General features: G+C 46.2%; 23 protein-coding genes. 14 read left to right on the forward strand and 9 right to left on the reverse strand.

From position 1 onward, the window contains the following. Positions 1-16 precede the first annotated feature (16 nt). The 6 genes from queA (at position 17) to menB (ending at position 7,266) form a co-directional block, all read left to right on the forward strand. Positions 17-1,084: a tRNA preQ1(34) S-adenosylmethionine ribosyltransferase-isomerase QueA gene (gene queA / locus ACQ4M5_RS12210; protein WP_430675889.1), complete on the forward strand. Its 1,068-nt coding sequence runs from the start codon at positions 17-19 to the stop codon at positions 1,082-1,084. Between the two features lie 91 nt (positions 1,085-1,175). Next, positions 1,176-2,552, forward strand: coding sequence for a cytochrome P450 (locus ACQ4M5_RS12215; RefSeq protein WP_430675890.1), 1,377 nt, complete (start codon positions 1,176-1,178; stop codon positions 2,550-2,552). 97 nt (positions 2,553-2,649) lie between these two features. Beyond that, positions 2,650-4,056 (forward strand): isochorismate synthase, encoded by a 1,407-nt coding sequence (locus tag ACQ4M5_RS12220; protein WP_430675891.1) that lies wholly within the window; start codon positions 2,650-2,652, stop codon positions 4,054-4,056. Then, positions 4,053-4,724, forward strand: a complete 672-nt coding sequence (locus tag ACQ4M5_RS12225; RefSeq protein ID WP_430675892.1) for a Uma2 family endonuclease — start codon at positions 4,053-4,055, stop codon at positions 4,722-4,724. Before ACQ4M5_RS12220 ends, ACQ4M5_RS12225 begins: the two co-directional genes overlap by 4 nt. Next, the gene (menD, locus tag ACQ4M5_RS12230) at positions 4,721-6,436 is read left to right on the forward strand and encodes a 2-succinyl-5-enolpyruvyl-6-hydroxy-3-cyclohexene-1-carboxylic-acid synthase (RefSeq protein WP_430675893.1); all 1,716 of its coding nucleotides are present in this window, start codon (positions 4,721-4,723) and stop codon (positions 6,434-6,436) included. Before ACQ4M5_RS12225 ends, menD begins: the two co-directional genes overlap by 4 nt. Next, the gene (menB, locus tag ACQ4M5_RS12235) at positions 6,433-7,266 is read left to right on the forward strand and encodes a 1,4-dihydroxy-2-naphthoyl-CoA synthase (RefSeq protein WP_430675894.1); all 834 of its coding nucleotides are present in this window, start codon (positions 6,433-6,435) and stop codon (positions 7,264-7,266) included. Before menD ends, menB begins: the two co-directional genes overlap by 4 nt. Positions 7,267-7,270: 4 nt before the next feature. Here menB and ACQ4M5_RS12240 read toward each other — a convergent pair whose 3' ends face one another. Continuing rightward, entirely contained in the window at positions 7,271-7,780 is a 510-nt protein-coding gene (locus ACQ4M5_RS12240) for a zinc ribbon domain-containing protein (protein ID WP_430675895.1), read from the reverse strand. Positions 7,781-7,944: 164 nt separating this feature from the next. Between ACQ4M5_RS12240 and ACQ4M5_RS12245 the strand changes: the two genes are divergently transcribed. The 3 genes from ACQ4M5_RS12245 to dusB all read left to right on the forward strand — a co-directional run bounded on the left by ACQ4M5_RS12245 (position 7,945) and on the right by dusB (position 11,508). Further along, on the forward strand, positions 7,945-9,375 hold the full coding sequence (locus tag ACQ4M5_RS12245; protein WP_430675896.1) for a circularly permuted type 2 ATP-grasp protein: 1,431 nt from the start codon (positions 7,945-7,947) through the stop codon (positions 9,373-9,375). A gap of 12 nt (positions 9,376-9,387) precedes the next feature. Then, the gene (locus ACQ4M5_RS12250) at positions 9,388-10,338 is read left to right on the forward strand and encodes an alpha-E domain-containing protein (RefSeq protein ID WP_430675897.1); all 951 of its coding nucleotides are present in this window, start codon (positions 9,388-9,390) and stop codon (positions 10,336-10,338) included. 117 nt (positions 10,339-10,455) lie between these two features. Beyond that, the gene (gene dusB / locus ACQ4M5_RS12255) at positions 10,456-11,508 is read left to right on the forward strand and encodes a tRNA dihydrouridine synthase DusB (protein WP_430675898.1); all 1,053 of its coding nucleotides are present in this window, start codon (positions 10,456-10,458) and stop codon (positions 11,506-11,508) included. On the opposite strand, the gene ACQ4M5_RS12260 is transcribed toward dusB, so the two are convergent. Together ACQ4M5_RS12260 and ACQ4M5_RS12265 are read right to left on the reverse strand one after the other, a co-directional pair. Beyond that, positions 11,497-12,177 (reverse strand): Uma2 family endonuclease, encoded by a 681-nt coding sequence (locus tag ACQ4M5_RS12260; RefSeq protein ID WP_430675899.1) that lies wholly within the window; start codon positions 12,175-12,177, stop codon positions 11,497-11,499. The two genes, dusB and ACQ4M5_RS12260, sit on opposite strands and share 12 nt — an antisense overlap. Before the next feature lie 16 nt (positions 12,178-12,193). After that, entirely contained in the window at positions 12,194-13,468 is a 1,275-nt protein-coding gene (locus ACQ4M5_RS12265; RefSeq protein WP_430675900.1) for a sensor histidine kinase, read from the reverse strand. 35 nt (positions 13,469-13,503) lie between these two features. On the opposite strand from ACQ4M5_RS12265, the gene glsA reads away from it, so the two are divergent. Continuing rightward, positions 13,504-14,490, forward strand: a complete 987-nt coding sequence (gene glsA, locus ACQ4M5_RS12270; protein WP_430675901.1) for a glutaminase A — start codon at positions 13,504-13,506, stop codon at positions 14,488-14,490. Positions 14,491-14,541: 51 nt separating this feature from the next. Next, positions 14,542-15,246, forward strand: a complete 705-nt coding sequence (locus tag ACQ4M5_RS12275) for a hypothetical protein (protein ID WP_430675902.1) — start codon at positions 14,542-14,544, stop codon at positions 15,244-15,246. A gap of 425 nt (positions 15,247-15,671) precedes the next feature. Here the strand turns inward: ACQ4M5_RS12275 and ACQ4M5_RS12280 are convergent, their stop codons facing one another. Together ACQ4M5_RS12280 and ACQ4M5_RS12285 are read right to left on the reverse strand one after the other, a co-directional pair. After that, positions 15,672-16,637 (reverse strand): glutathione S-transferase family protein, encoded by a 966-nt coding sequence (locus ACQ4M5_RS12280; protein WP_430675903.1) that lies wholly within the window; start codon positions 16,635-16,637, stop codon positions 15,672-15,674. A 25-nt stretch (positions 16,638-16,662) separates the two neighbouring features. Continuing rightward, positions 16,663-16,836: a hypothetical protein gene (locus ACQ4M5_RS12285; protein ID WP_430675904.1), complete on the reverse strand. Its 174-nt coding sequence runs from the start codon at positions 16,834-16,836 to the stop codon at positions 16,663-16,665. Between the two features lie 276 nt (positions 16,837-17,112). On the opposite strand from ACQ4M5_RS12285, the gene ACQ4M5_RS12290 reads away from it, so the two are divergent. Both ACQ4M5_RS12290 and ACQ4M5_RS12295 read left to right on the forward strand, forming a co-directional pair. After that, on the forward strand, positions 17,113-17,589 hold the full coding sequence (locus ACQ4M5_RS12290; RefSeq protein WP_430675905.1) for an MgtC/SapB family protein: 477 nt from the start codon (positions 17,113-17,115) through the stop codon (positions 17,587-17,589). A gap of 178 nt (positions 17,590-17,767) precedes the next feature. Continuing rightward, positions 17,768-18,145: a hypothetical protein gene (locus ACQ4M5_RS12295; RefSeq protein WP_430675906.1), complete on the forward strand. Its 378-nt coding sequence runs from the start codon at positions 17,768-17,770 to the stop codon at positions 18,143-18,145. Here ACQ4M5_RS12295 and ACQ4M5_RS12300 read toward each other — a convergent pair. From ACQ4M5_RS12300 to ACQ4M5_RS12315, 4 genes are all read right to left on the reverse strand, one after another. Next, positions 18,142-19,140 carry a glycosyltransferase gene (locus ACQ4M5_RS12300; protein ID WP_430675907.1) on the reverse strand — a complete coding sequence of 333 codons (999 nt, stop codon included), beginning with the start codon at positions 19,138-19,140 and terminating at the stop codon, positions 18,142-18,144. The genes ACQ4M5_RS12295 and ACQ4M5_RS12300 overlap by 4 nt on opposite strands. A 35-nt stretch (positions 19,141-19,175) precedes the next feature. After that, entirely contained in the window at positions 19,176-20,303 is a 1,128-nt protein-coding gene (locus tag ACQ4M5_RS12305) for a glycoside hydrolase family 76 protein (RefSeq protein WP_430675908.1), read from the reverse strand. A gap of 102 nt (positions 20,304-20,405) precedes the next feature. Further along, positions 20,406-20,777, reverse strand: coding sequence for a DUF2237 family protein (locus ACQ4M5_RS12310; protein ID WP_430675909.1), 372 nt, complete (start codon positions 20,775-20,777; stop codon positions 20,406-20,408). A gap of 14 nt (positions 20,778-20,791) precedes the next feature. Then, positions 20,792-21,139 carry an arsenate reductase family protein gene (locus tag ACQ4M5_RS12315; protein ID WP_430675910.1) on the reverse strand — a complete coding sequence of 116 codons (348 nt, stop codon included), beginning with the start codon at positions 21,137-21,139 and terminating at the stop codon, positions 20,792-20,794. Positions 21,140-21,423: 284 nt separating this feature from the next. On the opposite strand from ACQ4M5_RS12315, the gene glmS reads away from it, so the two are divergent. Further along, the gene (gene glmS / locus ACQ4M5_RS12320; RefSeq protein WP_430675911.1) at positions 21,424-23,310 is read left to right on the forward strand and encodes a glutamine--fructose-6-phosphate transaminase (isomerizing); all 1,887 of its coding nucleotides are present in this window, start codon (positions 21,424-21,426) and stop codon (positions 23,308-23,310) included. The last annotated feature ends 371 nt before the right edge of the window (positions 23,311-23,681 follow it).

Genomic DNA, 23,681 nt, shown 5'->3' on the forward strand with positions numbered 1-23,681 from the left:
CCATAGGGCTAAGACCGTGGAAGCTGATCAACTCCTTTCGGCTTATGACTATCATTTACCTGAAGACCGGATCGCTCAAAATCCCGCTACACCAAGGGATAGTGCTCGTCTGCTGGTGATTGAAACTCAAACGCAACATCATCATCAAGTCTTCCGAGAGCTGGACGAAATTCTTCGACCTGGAGATTTGCTTGTGTTAAATAATACGCAAGTCATTCCTGCAAGGCTTCATGGTCACAAAACGACCGGAACCGAAGTTGAAATCCTCTTGCTCGAAGAACATCAACAAAATCAGTGGTTGGCTTTGGTTAAACCCGGAAGACGACTCAAGCCTGGAAATCAAATTGTGTTTAAGCCGCAAGCTGAAACTGAGGTAGAACTCAAAGCAGCCATTCTTGCGAGTGATCCAGAGACACGCGGCAGGATTCTTCAGTTTGAAGCCTCAAATGGTCGATCGCTCTTAGAAGTGATTGATCATTTCGGTGAAGTGCCGCTCCCGCCCTATATTCACGAAACCGAAGCAGAACCCGATCGCTATCAAACCGTTTATGCCGATCGTATAGGTGCTGTGGCTGCTCCGACCGCAGGCTTACACTTTACGCCTGAACTGTTAGAGCGCTTAGACCAAAAAGGCATCGATCGAGCTTTTATCACCCTGCACGTTGGCGTTGGCACTTTCCGCCCAGTGGAAGTCGAAGATATTACTCAACACCAAATGCACGGGGAATGGATCGAAGTTTCGCCTGAAACAGTCGAAAAGATTCGAGAAACGAAAGCAAAAGGCGGAAGAGTGATCGCGGTGGGAACGACCGTTGTTCGATCGCTGGAAGGTGCATCTCAATCGGGTCAACTTGAACCGTTCTGCGGGAAGACAAATCTTTTTATCTATCCCGGTTATGAATGGAAAACCGTGGATGGCATGGTCACGAATTTCCATCTACCAAAGTCCAGTTTGTTAATGCTTGTGAGTGCCTTAATTGGACGAGAGCGACTGTTAGCTTTGTATCAAGAAGCGATCGAGAATGAGTATCGGTTCTATTCTTTCGGCGATGCGATGCTGATTCTGCCAGAAGCGAAACGGTAATTTCTGGGCGCGATCGTTTGAAGAATTTGAAACTTCGCACATCGGGAAATCTGAATTCTCTACACTAGAGATAGTGTGTATTGCTGATTCGATGATGTTACCGCCCGGTTTGCGTTCTCCTGCTCTCGTTCAAACTCTGTCGCTTGTGGCTGATCCGATCGCATTTTTCGATCGGACTTCTGCTCAGTATGGCGATACGTTTACGACGCGAGTTTTGGGGCTGAATTCTCCGCCTGTTGTGTTTCTTAGCGATCCCGATGCGATTCAAGCCGTATTTACAACGCTTGCGGATGCGTTTGAATTTGGCAAAGTGACTCATGTGTTTCGTCCACTCGTGGGCAATGAGTCGCTGATTATGCAGGAAGGTGCAAGACATCAGAGACAGCGACAATTGTTGATGCCTGCTTTGCATCGGGAACAGTTGCATAGTCAGGGGCATTTGATTTGTCAGTTGACGCAGAAGCGGATGATTGAGTGGAATGTCGGAGATGCGATCGCAGTTCGATCGGAAATGTCCGAAATTTCGCTGCAAGTGATTCTCCAAGTCGTGTTTGGATTGGTTCCAGGGGTTCGATACGAGCGATTAAAACAGCTATTAGCGGAACTCTTAGAAGCGATCACATCGCCGCTATATTCGACGCAGTTCTTTTTCCCGATGCTTCAGCAGAATTTGGGGCGATGGAGTCCTTGGGGACAGTTTCTAGAACAGATGGCGCAGATCGATGAGTTGATTTTTGCGGAAATTCACGATCGACGCTCTCAATCGCTGCAAAATCGGACGGATATTCTCTCGGTGCTGATGATGGCGCGAGATGAACAAGGCGAATCGATGAGCGATCAGGAATTGCGCGATCAGTTAATGACGTTGTTGCTGTTGGGACATGAAACGACGGCATCGGGATTGACTTGGGCGTTTTATTGGTTGCATCGACATCGGGAATCGCTCGATCGATTGCGGCAAGAACTGGATCAATTGGGCGAAAATCCTGATCCCGTGGCACTTTCACAGGCTCCGTATTTGACCGCAGTTTGTAAGGAAGCGTTGCGAGTTTATCCGATCGCATTAATTTCTCAGCCGCGTAAGGTGAAGCGCACGATCGAGATCGAGGGTTATACATACCAGCCTGGAACGATTTTGATTCCGTGTATTTATTTGGCGCATCGACGGGCGAAAACGTATGAGCAGGCGGATCAGTTTGAGCCAGAGCGCTTTTTGGATCGGAAGTTTTCGGCGTATGAATATTTGCCGTTTGGTGGGGGCAGTCGGAGTTGTGTTGGAATGGCGTTGTCGTTGTTTGAGATGAAGTTGGTCTTGGCAACGGTGCTGTCTTGGTATGAGTTTGAAACGAATCTCGATCGAGCCGTTCGTCCTGCGCGGCGGGGAATTACGTTTGTGCCGCCGGATTCGTTTCGATTGAAAGTCGTCAGCGATCGAGCCACGATTCCGGAGTTGATCCATAATTCCTAGAATTCACGTTTTTTTAATTGATATTACAAATCACAAAGACCAGATCCCCTCGTGTTTTAAGATCGGCTAATGGTTGCCGACGTTTGGAACGATTGTTATGCCTGCGATCCAGTATCAGCCTCAGTCACAGCTTGATTCTCAAGATCTCTACCAATTTCTTCTCAGGTGTAAACAATCTATTTCTGAAACCATTGATTACTGTATCGCTAGTATTTCTATCTCCGTTGAAGAGATTGATTTGTTAGCGGTTTTAGAGTCGTTTGTTAAATCGAATCAAACTCATTTCTATTTTGAGAACGATCAAGCTGTTTTAGCATTCGATACAACCTTAGAGTTTCAGGCAAAGGGACGCGATCGCTTTACTGATCTCAAAACCCAAATTCAATCCACGATCGCTAAAACTCACCAAATTGGAGCGCTCGATACTCAGTTCTCTGGAGCGCATTTTTTTTGTAACTTTTCTTTTTTCGATCGGACAACAGATCCTCTATTTCCTGCGGCTCGTGCGTTTCTTCCCTCATGGCAAATTTCACGCGCAGAAGATCGATCGACGATCGTGGCAAATCTAAAAATCACTCACGATTCCGATATCAAAACGACTGTAGATGAAACACTACAAACGATTCAGAAAATTCGATCGATAAAACACAACGTGATTCGATTGGCGATCGACACACCAAAACCATTTTTCAAACAGCAATCCGTTTCACATTCCGGTCATTATCAAAAATCCGTCACCGCAGCATTAAAGCTGATTCAACAAGAGCGTTTTAATAAAATTGTTTTAGCTGATGCTTTAGAAGTCACTTCACCGTTACCGTTTAATCTCGTTTCATCACTGAGTAATCTACGATCGCGCTATCCCAACTGTTATGTTTTCTCTGCAAGTAACGGGAAAAATGCGACTTTCATTGGTGCAAGTCCAGAAAGATTAGTCAGAATCCAGCACGATCGATTATTCACCGAAGCTTTGGCAGGCTCGGTTCCTCGTGGAAAAACCCGCTCCGAAGATGCCCGACTCGCAGCAACTTTACTCAACGCTCAAAAAGAAAAACACGAGCATCAAGTCGTCGTCGATTCGATCGCGCAACACTTGAGAAATCTGAATCTCACGCCACAATTTTCCCCTGCTCGATTGCTCCAACTCCCGAATATTCAACACCTGCAAACTCCAATTCGAGCTACGATTCAATCCGATTTACATCTACTCGATGCAGTAGCAGAACTTCATCCCACTCCCGCTGTCGCAGGTGCGCCCAAGTCGATCGCTTGTGAACATCTTCGATCGTTTGAAGCGTTTGAGCGATCGTGGTATGCGGCTCCGATTGGCTGGATGGATTATCAGGGCAACGGCGAATTTGCAGTGGGGATTCGATCGGCAATTCTCCAAGGAAATCATGCTCGACTCTTCGCAGGCGCGGGAATTGTGTCAGGATCAGATCCAGAGAAGGAATTCGCTGAAGTTCAACTCAAACTGAAAGCTTTACTGAATGCCATCGTATGAACACTCCTTTAAGCAAAATTCCACCGTTGCAAAGTGGCGATCGTCTATCTCGTCGAGAGTTCGAGCATCGATATGCTGCTGATCCTCACGTCAAAAAAGCTGAACTGATTGAAGGAATTGTTTACGTGGCTTCTCCCTTACGCTTTGAGTTTCATGCTGAACCGCATAGTAATCTTAACGGTTGGTTAACTATCTACCGGACATTTACTCCTGGATGTCGTTTGGGCGATGCTCCGACGTTGCGATTAGATTCGGATAATGAACCTCAACCGGATTTAGTTCTGTTTATTGAACAAAAATTTGGTGGACGAGTTGCGATTACTTCAGATGGTTATTTGGCAGGATCACCGGAATTAGTTGTTGAAGTGGCAGCCAGTAGCGCAGCGATCGATAGCGGAGAGAAAAAACGAGTATATCGACGCAACGGAGTGCAGGAATACATCATCTGGCTCTCTTATGAGAAACGCATTGATTGGTTTCAATTGGTCGAAGGGGAATATCAATTGATGCAGCCAGATGAAGCAGGGATTATTCGCTCTAATGTCTTTCCTGGACTGTGGCTGAATGTGAATGCGTTGTTGAATGACAACATGATTGCAGTCTTAGAAACCGTTCAGGAAGGGATTCGATCGCCTGAACACAAAGCCTTTGTTGAATCGCGACAATGAACTTAGATTTTCGGAATGTGAATACGCTCTGGGCTTCGGTGCTGGTGGAAACCTTAGCGCGATCGGGCTTGAAAACTGCGATCGTCTGTCCCGGTTCTCGATCGACTCCGTTAACGGTCGCGTTTGCGCGTCATCCAGAGATCGAAGCGATTCCTATTTTAGATGAGCGATCGGCATCTTTTTTCGCGCTTGGAATTGCTCGAAGAACTCATAATCCCGTCGTTTTAGTCTGTACCTCTGGATCGGCTGGAGCAAACTTTTTTCCCGCAGTGATCGAAGCGCGAGAAAGTCGAGTGCCATTGTTAATTCTCACCGCAGATCGCCCGCCAGAATTGAGAAATTGCAATGCGGGACAAGCGATCGATCAACAAAAGTTATTCGGCTCGTATGTGAACTTCTACAGCGAGATTGCAATTCCTTCAACAGAACTATCAATGCTGCGGTATTTGCGTCAGACAATCATGAATGCAATGCAGCAGACACAATATCCGATTCCGGGTGTAGTGCATTTGAATTTGCCGTTTCGTGAACCGTTAGCACCCATTGAACAATCTGGAATGCCGAATCAGTTGCCCGATGATTTCTTTGAGCATTTCGATGTTTCGGGTTGGGAGATTGATCAACAGCTTGCCGTGAGTCGATTATTTTCCTCGTTTGAGGAGCGACGAGGGGTAATTATTGCCGGAAGTGCACAGCCAAAAGATCCGAAACGGTATTGTGAAGCGATCGCACATTTATCTCGATCGCTTTCCTTGCCTATATTGGCTGAAGCACTCTCTCCCTTGCGAAATTATTCCAGTCTCAATCCTTATCTAGTTTCGACGTATGACACGATTCTGCGAAACAAAGAAGCTGCCGAGAAACTGGCTCCTGAAATTGTTCTAAGAGTCGGTGAAATGCCGACCAGTAAGGAAGTTCGCTTGTGGTTGGATGCAATTCAGCCGATGCAATTTGTCATTGATCCAAGCGATCGTAGTCTTGATCCGGTTCATAGCAAAACGGTGCATATTCCGATCGCAGTTGAGTCTCTCAATTGTTTTCTCACATTGCCACCCGCTGATTTTCTGAAAGATTGGCTCCATGCAGAATCGAAAGTCCGACAGACGATCGATCAAACTCTGGCTCAAGAAACCGCATTATTTGAAGGAAAAGCAGCTTGGATTTTGTCTCAATTTCTTCCGCCTGAAACTTCATTATTCATTGCGAGTAGTATGCCTGTAAGAGATGCCGAATTTTTCTGGAAGCCTGGAAATTTAAAAGTACAACCCTTTTTTAATCGAGGTGCGAATGGCATTGATGGCACACTTTCCACAGCTTTAGGAATTGCACATCATCAACAGGCAGTCATGCTTACCGGAGATCTTTCGCTGTTACATGACACGAATGGATTTTTAATCCGATCGCATTTCCAAGGACATTTAACGATCGTTCTCATCAACAACAACGGTGGCGGAATTTTCGGTATGTTACCGATCGCACCTTTCGATCCGCCTTTTGAGGAATTCTTTGCGACTCCTCAGAACATCGATTTTTCCAAACTTTGTCAGACTTATGATGTCAAACATGAAATCATTGAAACCTGGGAGCAATTGCGCGATCGCATCAATCCTCTTCCCACGACTGGCATTCGAGTGCTGGAACTCAAGACCGATCGCGCCTTTGATGCCAACTGGCGCAAAACGAATCTAAAACACTTTGCGAATTCACTATGACAATCGATTGGACAACCGTAAAAGACTACGAAGACATTCTGTATCACAAAGCTGATGGCATCGCTAAAATTACAATCAATCGTCCCCACAAGCGAAATGCTTTTCGTCCCAAAACGATCGTAGAGCTTTATGATGCGTTTGCGAATGCACGTGAAGATAGCCGGATTGGAGTGATCTTATTCACAGGTGCAGGACCGCATACGGATGGCAAATATGCGTTCTGTTCTGGCGGCGATCAAAGCGTTCGAGGTCATGCGGGATACGTCGATGAGGCAGGTGTTCCGAGATTGAATGTTCTGGATTTGCAGCGATTAATCCGATCGATGCCTAAAGCGATTATTGCGCTCGTAGCGGGATATGCGATCGGAGGGGGTCACGTTTTGCATCTCTTGTGTGATTTGACGATCGCGGCTGATAACGCGATTTTCGGACAAACTGGACCGAAAGTGGGAAGCTTTGACGGGGGATTTGGCGCGAGTTATATGGCGCGAATTGTGGGACAAAAGAAAGCCCGTGAAATCTGGTATCTCTGTCGTCAGTACAACGCTCAAGAAGCTTTGGATATGGGATTAGTCAACACTGTAGTTCCGATCGATCGACTCGAAGCCGAGGGCATTCAGTGGGCACAAGAAATTTTAGAAAAAAGCCCGATCGCGATTCGCTGTCTCAAAGCGGCTCTGAATGCAGACTGTGACGGACAAGCGGGATTACAAGAACTCGCTGGAAACGCCACGATGCTTTACTACATGACCGAAGAAGGCTCTGAAGGGAAACAAGCGTTTTTAGAAAAACGTAAACCCGATTTTCGGAAATATCCTTGGCTGCCGTAGAGGATCAGGTCAACTTTGTTCCGCACTGAGAACAAAATCGATCGCTGTCTTTCACTTTCGCGCCACACTGAGTACAAAAATGCGGAGCCGAACTGCTAGAAGTCGAGAAATTCATGCTGCCCATGCTCATCTCCATTGGCTCCATCCGCATCGACATATTCCCCATTCGTAGCGGCTCTAGAGGCTTCATTTCTGGCATCTTGGCGCTAGAAGAAGCGACATATCGGAGGGGAACCTCTTCTGCACCAAGCATCAAAGGAACCTCACTCAGTAAGCTAATACTGTTTGATTGCAGCCGAACGTAATAAGGACGGTGATTCGACTCAATCTGCAACACGAATCCATGTTGTACGCGATACACGATCGGAGAAGCTGACCATTTACCGAGCGACAAACTCATCTGCTGGCTTTGTTGTTGTCCCGCGCTTTTCGTTTCCCAAGCAATTGTGGTTTGAGCGCCGATATTATCGATCGATAACGATTGTCCTTGTCCCAAATCCGCTACATAAGTCATCGCCTTCGGCAGAACTCCACTTTTTTACCTTGCAACGATCATTCGTCAATCGAACAGTTTTGTCATATTTCTTGATTACGCTGATGACAAATTTCGTATTCAGCTTTACAGCTTAAGAAGTTCAGTCAATCCTATTAATCAGGTAGCTCGTGTAGGTGATTGGCGTGAAGTTAGCAAACTATGATCCAGGGCACTTTTACGATGAACTGTTCGATGCACCGGGATCGCCTCGTTCAGAAGTGGCTCCATTGATTGAGCGGATCAATTCGTTGTCGATCGAAGAAATTCAGCATCGACAGCAAGCCGCTCAGATTGCTCTATTCAAGATGGGAGTTACGTTCAACGTTTATAGCGATAGTCAAGGGACGGAAAAGATTTTCCCGTTTGATATTTTGCCAAGAACGATCGCGGCTTCAGAATGGCAAAGTTTGGAGAAAGGACTGAAGCAGCGAATTCTAGCGCTGAACCATTTTTTAGCGGATGTGTACGGCGATCAAAAGATCGTGCGCGATGGCGTGATTCCAGCGGATATTCTGTATTCGTCGAAAGGATTTCTCAAGGCGTGTAAGGATCTCAAGCCACCGAAAGGAATTTGGTCGCACATTAGCGGGATGGATCTGGTACGCGATCGAGATGGGCAGTGGTATGTCCTCGAAGATAATTTGCGTTGTCCTTCGGGGGTTTCGTATGTCCTAGAAGGTCGGCGGATTATGAAAAGTACGTTGCCGCTGGTCTTCGATCGAATGCAGATTCAGCCTGTCGAGGAATATCCAAGTCAGTTGCTCGAAACTTTGCTCAATCTTGCGCCAGATTACATTGATGATCCAACGGTTGTTTTACTCACACCTGGAATTTATAACTCTGCATATTTTGAACATTCCTATCTGGCTCAACAGATGGGCGTGGAATTGGTCGAAGGTCGGGATTTGGTCGTATCGGATGGCTATCTTCAGATGCGAACCACCAAAGGCTTGAAGCGGGTAGATGTGATTTATCGACGGATTGATGATGAGTTTATTGATCCATTAGTGTTCCGTCCTGATTCGCTGTTGGGAATTCCGGGACTGATGGAAGTTTATCGATCGGGTCGTCTCGGTCTTGCGAATGCTCTTGGAACGGGAGTCGCAGACGATAAAGTGATCTATGCTTATGTTCCAGAAATGATTCGGTACTATCTGGGCGAAGATGCAATTCTTTCCAATGTGCCGACTTATCTTTGCTGGGAGCCATCGCAGTTAGATCACGTGCTGGCAAACTTGGATAAGTTAGTCGTGAAAGCTGCGAATGAATCGGGTGGCTATGGAATGTTAATCGGAACACAATCGACGCAAGCAGAACGGGAAGCATTTGCAGCAAAAATTAAAGCGGCTCCTCGGAACTATATTGCTCAACCAACCTTATGTTTGTCGCGAGTTCCAGCTTTGATGGGTGATGAATTTGAGGGCTGTCATGTGGATCTGCGTCCTTATATCTTGTTTGGCGAAGATATCTATGTAACTCCGGGTGGATTGACTCGTGTGGCGTTAAAGCGGGGTTCTCTGGTGGTGAATTCTTCGCAGGGTGGTGGCTATAAAGATACTTGGGTTGTGAGTTGAGGGCGTAGAACTATGTTGAGCCGAGTAGCAGATTCGATCTACTGGATGAATCGATATGTCGAGCGGGCAGAAAACATTGCTCGATTTGTCGATGTGAATTTGACTTTACTGTTGGATTCTCCGATCGGGGTTTCGCAGCAGTGGAAACCGTTAGTCATGACCACAGGCGATCTCCACCTCTTTGAAGAACGATACGGGGAAGCGAATGCAGAGAATGTAATTCGATTTCTCACGTTCGATCGAGGTTATTCAAATTCGATTATTTCTTGTCTGAATGCAGCGCGGGAAAATGCTCGATCGGTCCGCGAAATTATTTCTTCTGAGATGTGGCAACAAATTAATGCTTTTTATCATTTCGTCAATGATGCCGCAAACGATCAATCTCTGAATTTCCAAACCTTTTTCAGCGAGGTGAAACTAGCGAGTCATTTGTTCGCTGGAGTCGCGAGTGCAACGATGACTCATAACGAAGGCTGGCACTTTGGATTGATGGGACGCTGGCTCGAACGGGCTGATAAAACGAGTCGAATTGTCGATGTGAAGTACTTTATTCTGCTGCCATCAGTGAAAGATGTGGGCACAACTTTGGATCAGTTGCAGTGGATTGCACTACTGCGATCGACCAGTGCCTACGAGATGTACCGCAAGCGTGGAGCGCATCGAATTACACCCAAGTCCGTGGCAGAATTTTTAGTCCTCGATCGAGAATTTCCTCGATCGATTCGCTATTGTATTCGACAAACTGAACGATCGTTGCATCAAATTACGGGAACGCCAGAAGGCACTTGGAACACTGGAGTCGAACGGAGTTTAGGAAAGCTCAGAGCCGATTTAGATTATTTAACGATCGACGATGTGATGGAATCGGGACTGCACGAATTTTTAGACAATCTCCAGCGTCGAATGAACGAAGTCGGACTAAAACTCTGTGAAACGTTCTTTGACATGCAGCCCGTGACTTGAACAAAGTCTATCCATCCCACTCCCCACTCCCCACCTCCAAACAGAATCGCAATAGATGATCTATGCTGGAGAACGTCGTTACTTGCAGTTCACGCTTGCGTGTTCGTTTCTCTTGCTATGTTGATTCTGCCTCCCGATTTGCAAACCCGTCTCGCTGCACCTCTGAAGATTGGAGATTTCGAGGTGAAAAGCCGCGTGTTGCAGTCTCCGCTATCGGGCGTGACGGATCTAGTATTTCGGCGGTTAGTGCGTCGTCATGCGCCCGATTCGATGATGTACACCGAAATGGTGAATGCAACGGGTTTGCACTACGTCAAAGAGTTGCCGATTTTGATGGAAGTTGATCCAAATGAGCGTCCGATCAGCATTCAACTGTTTGATTGTCGCCCAGATTTCCTCGCTGAAGCGGCTCAAAAAGCAGTCGGGGAAGGTGCAGACACCGTTGACATCAATATGGGCTGCCCTGTGAACAAGATTACGAAGAATGGCGGCGGCTCTTCGTTGTTGAGACAGCCTGAATTGGCAGAGGAAATTGTTCGATCGGTCGTCAATGCAGTCGATGTTCCCGTCACGGTCAAAACCCGAATCGGCTGGACAGAAAAAGAAATCACCATTCTTGATTTTGCGAGACGAATGGAAGACGCAGGCGCGAAAATGATCACCGTTCACGGACGCACCCGCGCTCAAGGCTACAACGGTCCTGCAAAGTGGGAATGGATTGCGAAAGTCAAAGAAATTCTCTCAATTCCCGTGATTGCTAACGGGGACATTTTCTCAGTCGAATCCGCTGTGAAATGCCTGGAATTCACCAAAGCAGATGGCGTAATGTGTTCGCGTGGGACATTGGGCTATCCCTTCTTAGTCGGCGAAGTTGATCATTTCCTCAAGACCGGAGAAGAAAAAGTGAAACCGACCCCGATCGAGCGATTAGAATGCGCTCGTGATCATCTCCAAATGTTGTGGGAATACAAAGGCGATCGAGGCGTTCGTCAAGCCCGCAAACACATGACTTGGTACTCGAAAGGATTTGCAGGCGCGGCAGAACTGCGCGGACAGTTGAGCATGATCGAGAATGTGAATCAAGGCTTAGAATTATTGGAAAAAACTATCGATCGACTCTCCCAAACAGGTTGGCAGGAAGAACCCGAAGCAGAGCTATTACAGGTTTGAGATTTGCTGAACAAACCACAGAGCGGCAGTTCCATTCGTTTCGTAAGTGAGACGGGAAAGAGTTTGTTGAACTAATGCGATCGACAATCCTGCTAATGCAATTGAGCGATCGCATTGTTGATATCTGCCATCTGCCTGCAACTGAAACGCGATCACTCTCGCGCCCGAAACATCAATCACCCAATACTCAGGAATTTCCAAAGCTGCATAGATTTGCTTTTTCTCATCTAGATCAGTCGCCAAAGTAGTATCTCCGACTTCGCAGACTAAGTTCGGAACTCGCCACTGTCTTAGATTAATGCGTCGCGGTTCGCCTTCTTGCCAGCGAGGGGAATCACTACCAACATACAAAACTTGATCAGGAGCGGCAGCACGTTGGTTTGGCTTTTCGAGAATACAGCCGCCTAGACAGTCAAAAGATTGTTCAGGATGTTGACTAAACCAGAATGCAATCAGCATTGTGATCAGTTCTCTAACTCTGGCGTGATCGATTCCTTCCCATCCCATATCGACGAACAAATATCCTTGGTCGAAGTAGATTTTGAAATGGTCAGGTTGTTCGATTTCTGCGGTTTTGCAACAAGCAAGATAATCTCCCCAAGTTGCAGTTTGCCAAATGGGAATCTCGATCGACGATCGACGAATAATCAGTTGAGCGATCGTAGACATAACCAACTACCAGAAATTAAGCTAATTCTACTTGGGATTGAGGAAGAGTGACCGTAACGATTGTCCCTTGGTTGATTTGGCTCTCGATTTGAATTTGTCCATTGTGATTTTCGGTAATCGCTTGTGCGATCGCTAATCCCAATCCTGATCCACCTGTTGATTTCGTTCTTGCTGGATCAACGCGGTAAAATCGATCGAATAAATTCGCGATCGCATCTTCAGGAATTCCAATTCCAGTATCAATCACTTTCGTTTGTAAGCCCGATTTCGATTGCGAGAGTTCTACTGTAATTTCTCGATTCTCTGGAGTGTACTTAATTGCGTTGCTAATCAGATTCGTAAAGAGTCTCGATAGTTGATCGCGATCGCCTTGTAGCCAATATTCCAAACTGCGATCGACTTTGAACGAAAGTGAAATATCTTTCTCTGCGGCGATCATTCCTTGTTCTTCCAGCACTTCGTCGAGAAGTTCATCAAGCTCGATCGCGCTTCGTTGCGGTTGTACTATTCCACTATCTTGCCGAGCTAAAAACAACAAGTCATCAACTAACTTTCCAAGCCGTCGAGTTAAGCGCTCAATCACTTGTAAATGCTGTTGCTGTGTTTGCGGGTCTGGATTTGGATCAGAAAGTGCAACTTGAACATTTGTTTGAATAATCGCGATCGGGTTTCTCAATTCATGAGACGCATCTGCCGTAAATTGCTTTAACCGTTGATAGGATTCGCGAATCGGCTGCATGGCAAGTCCTGAGAGAAACCACCCGATCGCCGCAACAATCCCGATCATCGTGGCAGTTCCAATGCTGAGGTCTAGAATTAGCTGACGAGCAGGCTTGGTGACTTCAAACCAAGGATGACTCACTCGTAGATAGCCCAGAACCCGTCGTCCGATCTGAATGCGCTCTGTCACTTGTCTCAAAAGCTGTGTATCCGAAACATGAACTGTTTCGCCATCTTGATTGAGATGCAATGGAACAGATAATGGTTCTGCAAACGTTGACCACAGTTGATTGCCATTCGGATCGAACCATTCAATATCAATGTGATCATCTTCGAGCGAAATCGAATTATCGCGGAAACTTGCTTCGACGTTAACACTGACCTGATCGCTTTTCGCTTCGATCACCAGCGATCGCTGAACTACTTCAGCAACATGATTCAACGTATCGTCAATTCGTTCGATTAAGGTCGATCGAACATAGAAATAAACCCCACTGGCAAACACAAACAGCAATACTGCTGTCACGGTGGTATACCAAAGTGCCAATCGTCGTCGCGTCGTTTGAAACATAAGGTACTATCGTCTTGCTGCGTCTCTCTAAACGAATGACTCATCCATTTCAAGCCTTCCTAGAAGAACTGTACCTCAAATATCGAAATCTCAAGGATGGTAAAGTTGCCAGCTACATTCCAGAATTGGCGAAAGCTGATCCCGATTGGTTCAGTATTAGTGTCGTAACAGTTGATGGGCAAGTGTTTGAAGTCGGAGATTCGAGTCAATTGTTCACGATTCAATCGATCTCGAAAGTGTTCGCTTATGGAATGGCACTAGAAGATCGGGGACGAGAAGTATTACTGCAAAAAGTTGGAGTGGAACCAACAGGCGATCCGTTTGATTCGATTATTCGATTGGATGAGAACTCGAAGCGACCGGACAATCCGATGGTAAATGCAGGCGCGATCGCAACCACAAGTTTAATTAAAGGAGAAAACGCAACTGAGCGAGTCAATCGATTGCTAGAAATGTTTCGGAACTACATCGGACATGATGTTTATATTGATATTTCTGTGTTCATGTCTGAACGTACAACCGGACATCGAAATCGTGCAATGGCGCATCTAATGTACCACTTCGGTATGATTGAACAAAATATTGATGAAGAATTAGATTTGTACTTTCAGCAGTGTTCAGTTTTAGTAGATTCTCATGATCTCGCAGTGATGGCGGGAACGTTAGCAAATAAAGGAATTAATCCAATTACTAGCGATCGCGCAGTCAGTACTGAATATATTCGCGATATCCTATCTGTAATGTACACATGTGGCATGTACACTTATGCAGGAAGGTGGTCTTATGATGTTGGCATTCCTGCAAAGAGCGGCGTTTCCGGTGGTATTCTTGCAGTCGTTCCGAATCAGGTTGGAATTGCCGTATTTTCTCCATTACTTGATAGTCACGGAAACAGTGTTCGAGGGATTAAAGTTTGCGAAGAACTTTCGCGCCATTTTCAACTGCACATGTTTGATCCATCAATGGGCTGTACACATTTTCTTCAGAAACTCTCAAGCAAAGATTCGTCAACATCCGTATGAGTCTCTTCAAATCGGGTGTAGGGTTGAAAGTAGGAACTCAAGTGACCCACAATGGCAACGCAACGACAGCGAAAAACGCCCACTCAAAATGGCAACACTCCAGCGATCGCGCCAGATTCCACACCTCACACTGATCTGATGTCGCATCTTGACGATTTGAAACATGAATTAGAACATTCGCAACAAAACGAGAAACAGCTTCAACATACGATCGAACATTTGCAAACTCAAATTGAGCAGCATACGTCGATCGTCCAAAAGTTTGAAGCTCATCTCGATCAGTCGAATCAAGTGCAAGCTGAGTTAAAAGAAGCTCAGCACATGGCACTCAAACTATCCGAAGAAAATAAGCAACTGATTGCGGAGAAATTGCAACACGCAGAAGAACTGGCTCAACTGCGATCGCAACTCAAACAAGCTGAGCAATCCGACAAAACTGCTCATCTTCAATCAGAACTCGACCAGGTTCAAAAAGACGCACTGAAACTGGCTGAAGCGAATCAAAAATTGATCGAAGAAAACAAACAGCTTGCGAACTCCAATCAAAAGCTAACCGAAGAAAATCAAACCTTCAAAGACAAGCAATCGGAAAGCAAGTTAGCTCCTAAAGCACTCCCGAAAGCGCCAAGGGATGATTCAGACCTTAGAAACCATCAGGAGATTATCAGAAAGCGCCAAGCCGCTGCGCTTGCCCATCCTGTCTTTCCAAATGCGCCTGTCTCCTCAACTGAGCCAGACTCTAGCTGGTTTGATTAGTAAAGTTTGTGAATTCTGGTGTAATCGTTCATCCGTGAACTCACCCGGCGCTGAACCACCGGGCTAATCGAGGGAACCCCTCTAAAGAGGGCTGAAACCGCTGTCTGAGAGGGCGTTTGAAAAGTAGCCGTTCGGACACATTCACTCGCGCCGGACTAGAAGTCGGCGCTAACGGTGCGAAGTCCAGTAAACGGGACTCAAGACTCTGAAATCGGCTCCCAGTCCCCTTCAGTGGACTTCGTGCTGTTAGCCCCGAATTCCATTCCGGGGCGAGAGGACATCGTAGCGAAATGACTTTCTATACTTTTCAAACAGGCTCTGAGGAGGCTAAAGCCTCCTTTCCCCTATTAGCCCGGAGCATTTACCTCCGGGCGGACTTAATCGCAGCAACAGACTATCATCAACTCAAGATTTTGAACGTTTGATTAGTTGAATCGATCTCGATCGTGGTTTTCTTCAAAGTCAAGCTCAGGTCCGATCGGGACAATCCGCGTCGGATTAATCTGAGTTTGGCTCATGTAATAGTGCCGTTTGATGTGATCTAAATTGCAAGTGGGCTTGATTTGCGGATGTTGATACAACTCCTTGAGATAGTTCCACAGATTCGGATAATCAACAATTCGGCGCACATTACATTTGAAGTGGCTATAGTAAACCGAATCAAATCTCAGTAGCGTTGTAAACATACAAATATCCGCTTCTGTGAGTTGATTTCCGCACAGATAGCGCTGTTGACCTAACACCGTTTCCCAATGGTCTAGATTCTCAAATAGTTCTGTTACTGCTTCTTCGTAAGCTTCCTGAGAAGTGGCAAAACCCGATCGATAAACTCCGTTATTAATCGGGGTGTAAATCTTATCGATCGTATCCTCAATTTGCTGTTTTAGCGCTTCTGGATACAGATCAATGTCCTGCTTTGAAAATTCACCAAACTCGGTGTCAAACATCCGAATAATTTCACGCGATTCATTGTTAACAATCGTGTGTTTCTCTTTATCCCAAAGCACCGGAACCGTGATTCGTCCCGTGTATTTTGAATCTGCCTTGAGATAGATTTCTTGCAAGTACTCTGTGCGATTTGCAGAATCAGGAATTGCACCGGGTTCTTCTGAGAAAAACCAACCTTTATCGCTTAAAACTGCATCGACGATCGACAAACCGATCACTTCTTCTAATCCTTTCAGCGATCGCATGATCAGCGTTCGGTGTGCCCACGGACAAGCCAGCGAGACGTAGAGATGATATCTACCGGATGCGGCTTGAAACCCGCTAGAGCCGTCTGCTGTAATACGATCGCGAAACTTGGTGGGGGTGCGATTGAACTTTCCGCTTTCATCGCGTTCGTTCCAATCCGTTGTCCATTTCCCATCCACCATCCTTCCTAGAGCCATACTCAGATCCCAAAGTCATCACTCATTAGGTTAGTACAACTTTTTTAGCTGGAACTCTTTCTTTGGGTGTTAATGCGGCATCACAAATAATGGCTTCTAAATTCGGCATTTCTTGCCAACAATGAGTGCAAAACCAATACACTTTCCCGTGGCGAACGTGACGCAATAATTTTTCTGAACAGCAAGGACATTCAGGCATGGAATTTAACCGTTATTTGAATAGAGGCAAATCTGTGTTTGGTCGTCACACTCGACCCTATTTCAAGCATAAGAGATGATCCCCGTCTTTGCCATCGGAAACTTACCCATTTTGCGGGTGGAGTTCCCTATAGCAACCTGTTAAATTTGGTAATGCTTTCTACAGATGGATGAATTATTTTGTATACCATCAAACAATCTAATTTCTATCAGAAGAAACGACAATACAAAACATCAACTTTCTCACGTTTAACTCGGCTATTTAGTGCTAGGAAATATGGCAAATTACGCGATCGATATACACAACTGGGGCGGGCTGATTGTTCGATTAGGTTCTGCTTTACTGGCAGGAGGCGCGATCGGGTGGGAGCGTCAACAGCAACGCAAATCCGCAGGACTGAGAACTCACATGCTAGTCAGCCTTGGAGCGGCAATGTTTGTCTTGGTTCCGATCGAGGTCAGTGGTTCAGTTGATAGTGTGAGTCGCACGATCCAAGGAGTCGCGGCTGGTGTGGGATTTTTAGGGGCTGGAGAAATCTTGCATCGATCGCGCCCGAACCGAAAAAATCAAGAGGTGAAGGGATTAACCTCGGCTGCATCGATCTGGGTCACAGCCGCCCTAGGAATCACCGCAGGAGCCGGACTCTGGGAATTGACCGTTTTGGGAACTTTATTAACTTTGCTGACTCTGGTAGGAGTAAAGCGACTCGAACGAACTCCTTTAATGTCCAGAAATGAGGACTCGGAAGAATGAAGATTCAGCGATTTTGCCGAATCGATCGTAATGGTGATAAAGATCGCGAGTAAACTGGTTATAACTAAATTGATCTGCCCTTTGAAAATTTCGATCTTTAATTTCTGCCTCAGATTGCTTCATTTAGAAAAGCGCCTTTAGCGACCCGCCCTTTAGTTGTACTGCTTTCCGTTGTCTAATGAATGCTGATACCTTTGATCGCGGTTCTGATAGTTGCCCGGTTTGTCATCGTACCGGAGGATTGCCGTCTGTCAAATCGGTTGGCGGTTTGTTGACGTGTCCTCATTGTCGATCGCGCCTAGTGGTCAGTCTTAGCGGTCATTATGTCCGCGACCCGTTCCGCACAAAGAAATTATCAAGTCAGCAGCTTAGAAAGCAAAGTCGCCCGATCGCTCGTATTCTAAGGGATTCTGGGATTGCGAAACATTCTCCGCTACTCGCAATCGTTGGAAGTTTATTAGTTGTCAGTTTTTCGATGGCAGTCCTCAGTCGGGTGGAAAAACTCCCCGATTGGACAGATCAAATTATTCTCAAGGACGCGGAAACGAAAGATTAGATATTTTGTCCGAATTTTTTCTGCACTTTTGTGAGAATTCGTTTGACAGCAAGTTGGGCTAACCGCGATCGCGTTAATGGTTTGATCGTGGCTGGATGCGATTGCTTATGGTCAAAGAATTCATTAACTTCGCGTAGGATCACCTCGAATCGATCGAGAATATTTGGAGCGCGATATTCATCGAAGAAACTGCTCGGTAAGGGCGGTTTTGAAGTATCGATCGCTCTCAAAATTCGCTGCACATCAAACTCGGTCGAATAACCTGCAATTTTGTAACAGTTAAAGCCTGGATCTAGATAGTCAGACAATCCACCATTCACACTCGAAAACACTTGACACCCACACGCCATTGCTTCCATCGGTTGCAGTCCAAATCCTTCACTCACCCGCTGCTGTGCCCAATATTCTGCCGAATCGTAAAGATACACTTTAGTTCGATTAAACAAAGTTGCAAGACTATCGACATAACTATCGATTACTCTCACATTGCACTGTTTTTGAAGCGCGGGAATCAATTGATTTAATAGATATTCAGAAGATTTTCTCGTGTGAATCAGAACATCAATGTCGCGATTTAAGCCTTGCACATTGAACTCATCTGAGATTTGATTCGGGAGATAGTAGATCAATGAATTCGGTGAAAGCTGTCCCCAATAGCCTAAAGTATTGCGGCTCACTGTTACGATCGGAACACTCGATGGCAATGTAAATCCATAGCCCGAACTATGCGCGTGATAGATCGCATTAAAGTGTTTTAATCGCTTTGCTAACTTTGCAACATCAAACCCCCAACTCATCACAAAGATCACATTGTTCAAATCTTGTTGCTGAAGCACATCATCCAAGAACAGTGTGTCTTTCTCGCGTTGCCGATAGGTGACAACTTCTGCTGGACAAATTTGTTTTGCCAATTCAAAAGCTTTGAGTTCTGCCCACAATCCGCCACAGGCAAAACGCTTTCCAGTTCCAGGCAGCAAAAAATACAGCGATCGCATTTCAGTTCACTTTCTCAGTGTCGGTATTTTATCGTTTAATAGCCAATGATCCCTTTCGATTCAGATCCGACCATCATCGATAGAACTGGCTTCCAAGGCTGTTGCACTTCAGGCTGAACCGCTGAAAATAAAGGGCTGGTAATTTTTGGAGTTTCACTCGCTTTCGCCACACAAGAATCAAACGGAATTGTTGCATTCAAAGCATCGATCGCGGAACTTTGACGGGCTGCATCGGCTCGATCGAATCGCTTACCCCAAATCAATCCAAACTGATGTCGATCGTTGCGACTGTTTGCCCAAATCGAGGACGCATTCTTCACAATGAAATCTCGATATCGCGAATTTGGTGAGACTTGATGCAGATAAGCCAAATTGCGAATAAAAATCCCTTTGAACTGAGGTCCATCTTCACCACAGTTCGGTTCACACACTTCGCGCAGAACGCCATTTTTGGAAAGGTGCTGAATTGCAGCATTCGCGATCGCATTCGCCTGCTTCAAATAAGAACTATCCTTCGTGCTGGTGTATAAATCAACTAATCCCCCAATCACAACGCCCTGATTGTATGTCCAAGTGGGTTGTCCATTATTGCGGCAGCGATCGTCGAGTCCATCGTTGACGAGGTTTTTGCGGTTGATCATGCCCGACTGCTTTAACCAAGTCCAACCGCGTTTCGCCCAATCGATGTAACTTCCTTTACCGTAATCATTCACAGTGCGTTGATGCAATCGGATCGCGACTGTAAAAAATAGCTCATTGGTGATTGCGTTTTTGTACTGACGATCTTTCCGCCACCACATACCGCCGCCACACTTTGAATCCCAACCTTTGGTCATATCTTTAAAGATAGATTTAGCAGTATCGAGATAGCGCTTCTCGCCTGTCAAATCGTAGGCTTTAATCCAAGTGAGTGCCCACCAACCTTGATCGTCGTAGACTTCTGCTTCAGTGAACTTCGTCTTTTTCTGCTTTTCGTAAGTGTTTGCAATGATGCGGTGATAGGTTTGCTGGTTGGTAAGCCGTGAATAATCGATCGTGGTTTCGAGTGCATTTGCCGCATTCCACCAGCCTGTCGAGTTCCACAAGCCAGTCGTCGGACTATAAAACAGTTGAAGGGCAGCCATTCCTGCTGCTGCGGCTTGGCACACTCCGGGTAAAACCATAACCGAACATTCTCCCTAAGACTTGAAGACATTTTTCGCCACAAAGTACTTAAGGATACTGCTCGAAATTATTCTTTAACCACAATTTAGAAACTACGATCGCTACTCAGTAATTGCATGTTGCTTAAGGTCACTCAGTGAGACATATTCCAGGCTGGCTGCATGAGTCGAAGCTAGTACAACCGGAGGCGCAACCCCCGCATCAAGCGCTTCTTTCCAACGAGCGGCACACAGACACCATCGATCGCCCGGTTTCAATCCTGGGAAATCATACAGCGGTTTCGGGGTGCTTAAGTCATTGCCTTTTGACTTGGTGAACTCTAAAAATTCCTCGGTCAATTGAGCACAGACCACATGAATTCCAGTATCTCCGGCTCCAGTGCTGCAATATCCATCGCGATAGTATCCAGTGATCGGCGATCGACAACAGCTTTGTAGTTCTTCGCCTAACACATTTCTCGCACGTGACACCATAGTAAATCTCCAATCTATTTCAGGGCTTGCTCCAGGGTATCTGCTTTAAATCCAACAGACACCGCTGTTCCATCTTTAACAAATAATGGACGCTTGATCAGCATTGCGTCTTTTGAGAATGCCTCGATCCATTGTGTCTCTGTCCAAGTTTGTTTTTCCTCCCCCAACGCACGATAAGACAGCCCAGACGTATTTCGCATCGATTTTGCTCCTAAAGTGGAGACCCAATCTTTGAGTTCAGTCGGGGATGGAGGGTGATCTTTCGTATTGACAAAGGTGTAGTCGATCGAGCGATCGTCTAACCAGTTGAGCGCTTTTTTGCAGGTTCCACAGGTGGGAATCCCATAGACTTGAAGAGGCATTTTGACTGACCTTAGAAGGCGGCGCTTCTTATCCTAAAGCAGAGTATTGACTAATACCCAATACAGAACAAGTGTTCCAATCACGCCGATCCAGAGTTTTGCTTGATTCATCGGTTTGTTTTAATCGTAGATGTAGTACATTCCATCCTAGATCACTCAACAAGAGACATCATTTTGTAAAATCTTCTGTCAACCGATTGCGAAATGTCTGCTTTTTATCTGGTATGTTCATCAGACTCAGGCTAAATTAGCAGGGTAAAATCCTTCAGTTTAAGGAGTGAGCTATGTGCGGAATTGTCGGCTACATCGGAACCCAAGAAGCCAGCGGAATTCTGCTTGAAGGGTTGCGGAAATTGGAATATCGGGGCTACGATTCTGCTGGAATTGCGACGATTCTAGATGGCGAAATTCACTGTGTCCGCGCTAAAGGCAAACTCCATAATCTAGAAGAAAAACTTGCAGGTGAAACGAATCCGGCTCGCACTGGAATCGCACACACTCGCTGGGCAACACACGGTAAACCAGAAGAGTATAATGCCCATCCGCACATGGATATGAAGATGCGGATTGCGGTGATTCAAAACGGCATTATCGAGAACTATCGTGAACTGCGCGAGGAATTGAAAAGTCGTGGCTGTGAATTTCGATCGGATACGGATACCGAAGTGATTCCTCATCTGATTGCGGAAGAATTGAGCAAAGCGGAACTTTCGGCTGAATTCCCGTTACTTGAAGCGGTGCGATCGGTCGTGAAACGATTGAATGGTGCATTTGCGATCGCGGTTATCTGCGCGGACTATCCGGACGAATTAATCGTTGCCCGTCAGCAAGCTCCCGTTGTTCTCGGCTTCGGTCAAGGCGAATTCTACTGTGCCTCCGACACGCCCGCATTGATTCCCTACACTCGCGCCGTGTTGAATCTAGAGAACGGCGAACTTGCGAGAATGACTCCGATCGGGGTTGAAATCTACAGTTTCGAGGGTCAGCGATTAAAGAAGAAGCCGCGTACGTTGGATGTGAATCCGGTAATGGTCGAAAAGCAAGGCTTCAAACACTACATGCTGAAGGAGATTTACGAGCAGCCTGGAGTGGTTCGAGCTTGTTTAGAAGCTTATTTCGATACCGAATGGGATGCTTCAAACGATCGCTCTCCAGTGAAGCTCGGACTGTCTGACAGCACTTTGAACAATCTCCAACAAGTTCAAATCATTGCTTGTGGCACGAGTTGGCACGCGGGATTAGTAGGTAAATATCTGCTCGAACAATTAGCGGGTGTTCCCACTTCAGTTCACTATGCATCTGAGTATCGCTATTCTGCATCGCCCCTGACTCCGAATACGTTAACGATCGGGGTGACTCAATCTGGTGAAACGGCGGATACTCTCGCTGCTTTAGCAATGGAACAAGATCGTCGATCGACATTAAGCACAGGTTTAGAAGCTCGAATGCTCGGCATCACCAATCGCGCCGAAAGTTCTCTTGGTCATCTAGTTCCCAACATCATCGAAACGCATGCAGGGATTGAAATTGGTGTTGCTGCGACGAAAACCTTTGTTGCTCAAGTCATGGCGTTTTATGCGTTAGCGATCGATCTAACTTTCCGCCGCCAAGCTAAAGATCCGAGTACGATCGAACAATTGCTCGATGGATTGCGCCAACTTCCCGCCCAGATCGAACTGATTCTCGAAAGCCAAGAGCGCTATATTGAAGAACTTGCTCATGATTTTGCAGAAACGCAGGATTTTATTTTCTTAGGACGCGGCATCAATTTCCCGATCGCTTTAGAAGGTGCATTGAAACTGAAGGAAATTAGCTACATTCACGCAGAAGGCTATCCCGCAGGCGAGATGAAACATGGACCGATCGCGCTTCTGGATGCGAAAGTTCCAGTGGTTACGATCGCGATGCCTGGATTAGTGTTTGAGAAAGTTCTCTCGAATGCTCAAGAAGCACGAGCGCGAGATGCAAGACTGATCGGAGTGACACCTATGGACGAACAGGAAGCAGCGGATACGTTTGACACCTTGATTCCTGTGCCTCACGTGGATGAAATTCTGTCGCCAATCTTGACGGTGATTCCGCTGCAATTGTTGGCGTATCACATCGCGGCACGACGTGGATTAGATGTGGATCAGCCGCGTAACTTGGCGAAAAGTGTGACTGTGGAATAGTGCATTTGATCAATTGAGTATGGATGTACAAAGGGAATACGGTTCTCAAGGAACTTAAATTTATTAATGTCGCCCTCATCCCCTAACCCCTTCTCCCAAGCTTGGGAGAAGGGGAACCGGAACTCTTTCTCCCTTCTCCCAAGCTTGGGAGAGGGGTTGGGGGTGAGGGCACGACAGACTTTCGCGACAATGAAACTACCCTGCTAAACTTTGGGGTTGGGAGGCTTTCTAGAAGTGTCCTACCCGAAATAAGTACGGCTATATTTTGAACCTGCAATCGCTTCAATTCTAAAGAAACTTTTTGTCTCTTGACAGAATGGTTGAAAAGACGCAAATTTCAGAAGACCCGTTCAGGCAAGATGAAGTTAGAA

The organism is Leptolyngbya sp. AN10 (genome assembly GCF_050565645.1).
Lineage (GTDB): Bacteria > Cyanobacteriota > Cyanobacteriia > Leptolyngbyales > Leptolyngbyaceae > Leptolyngbya.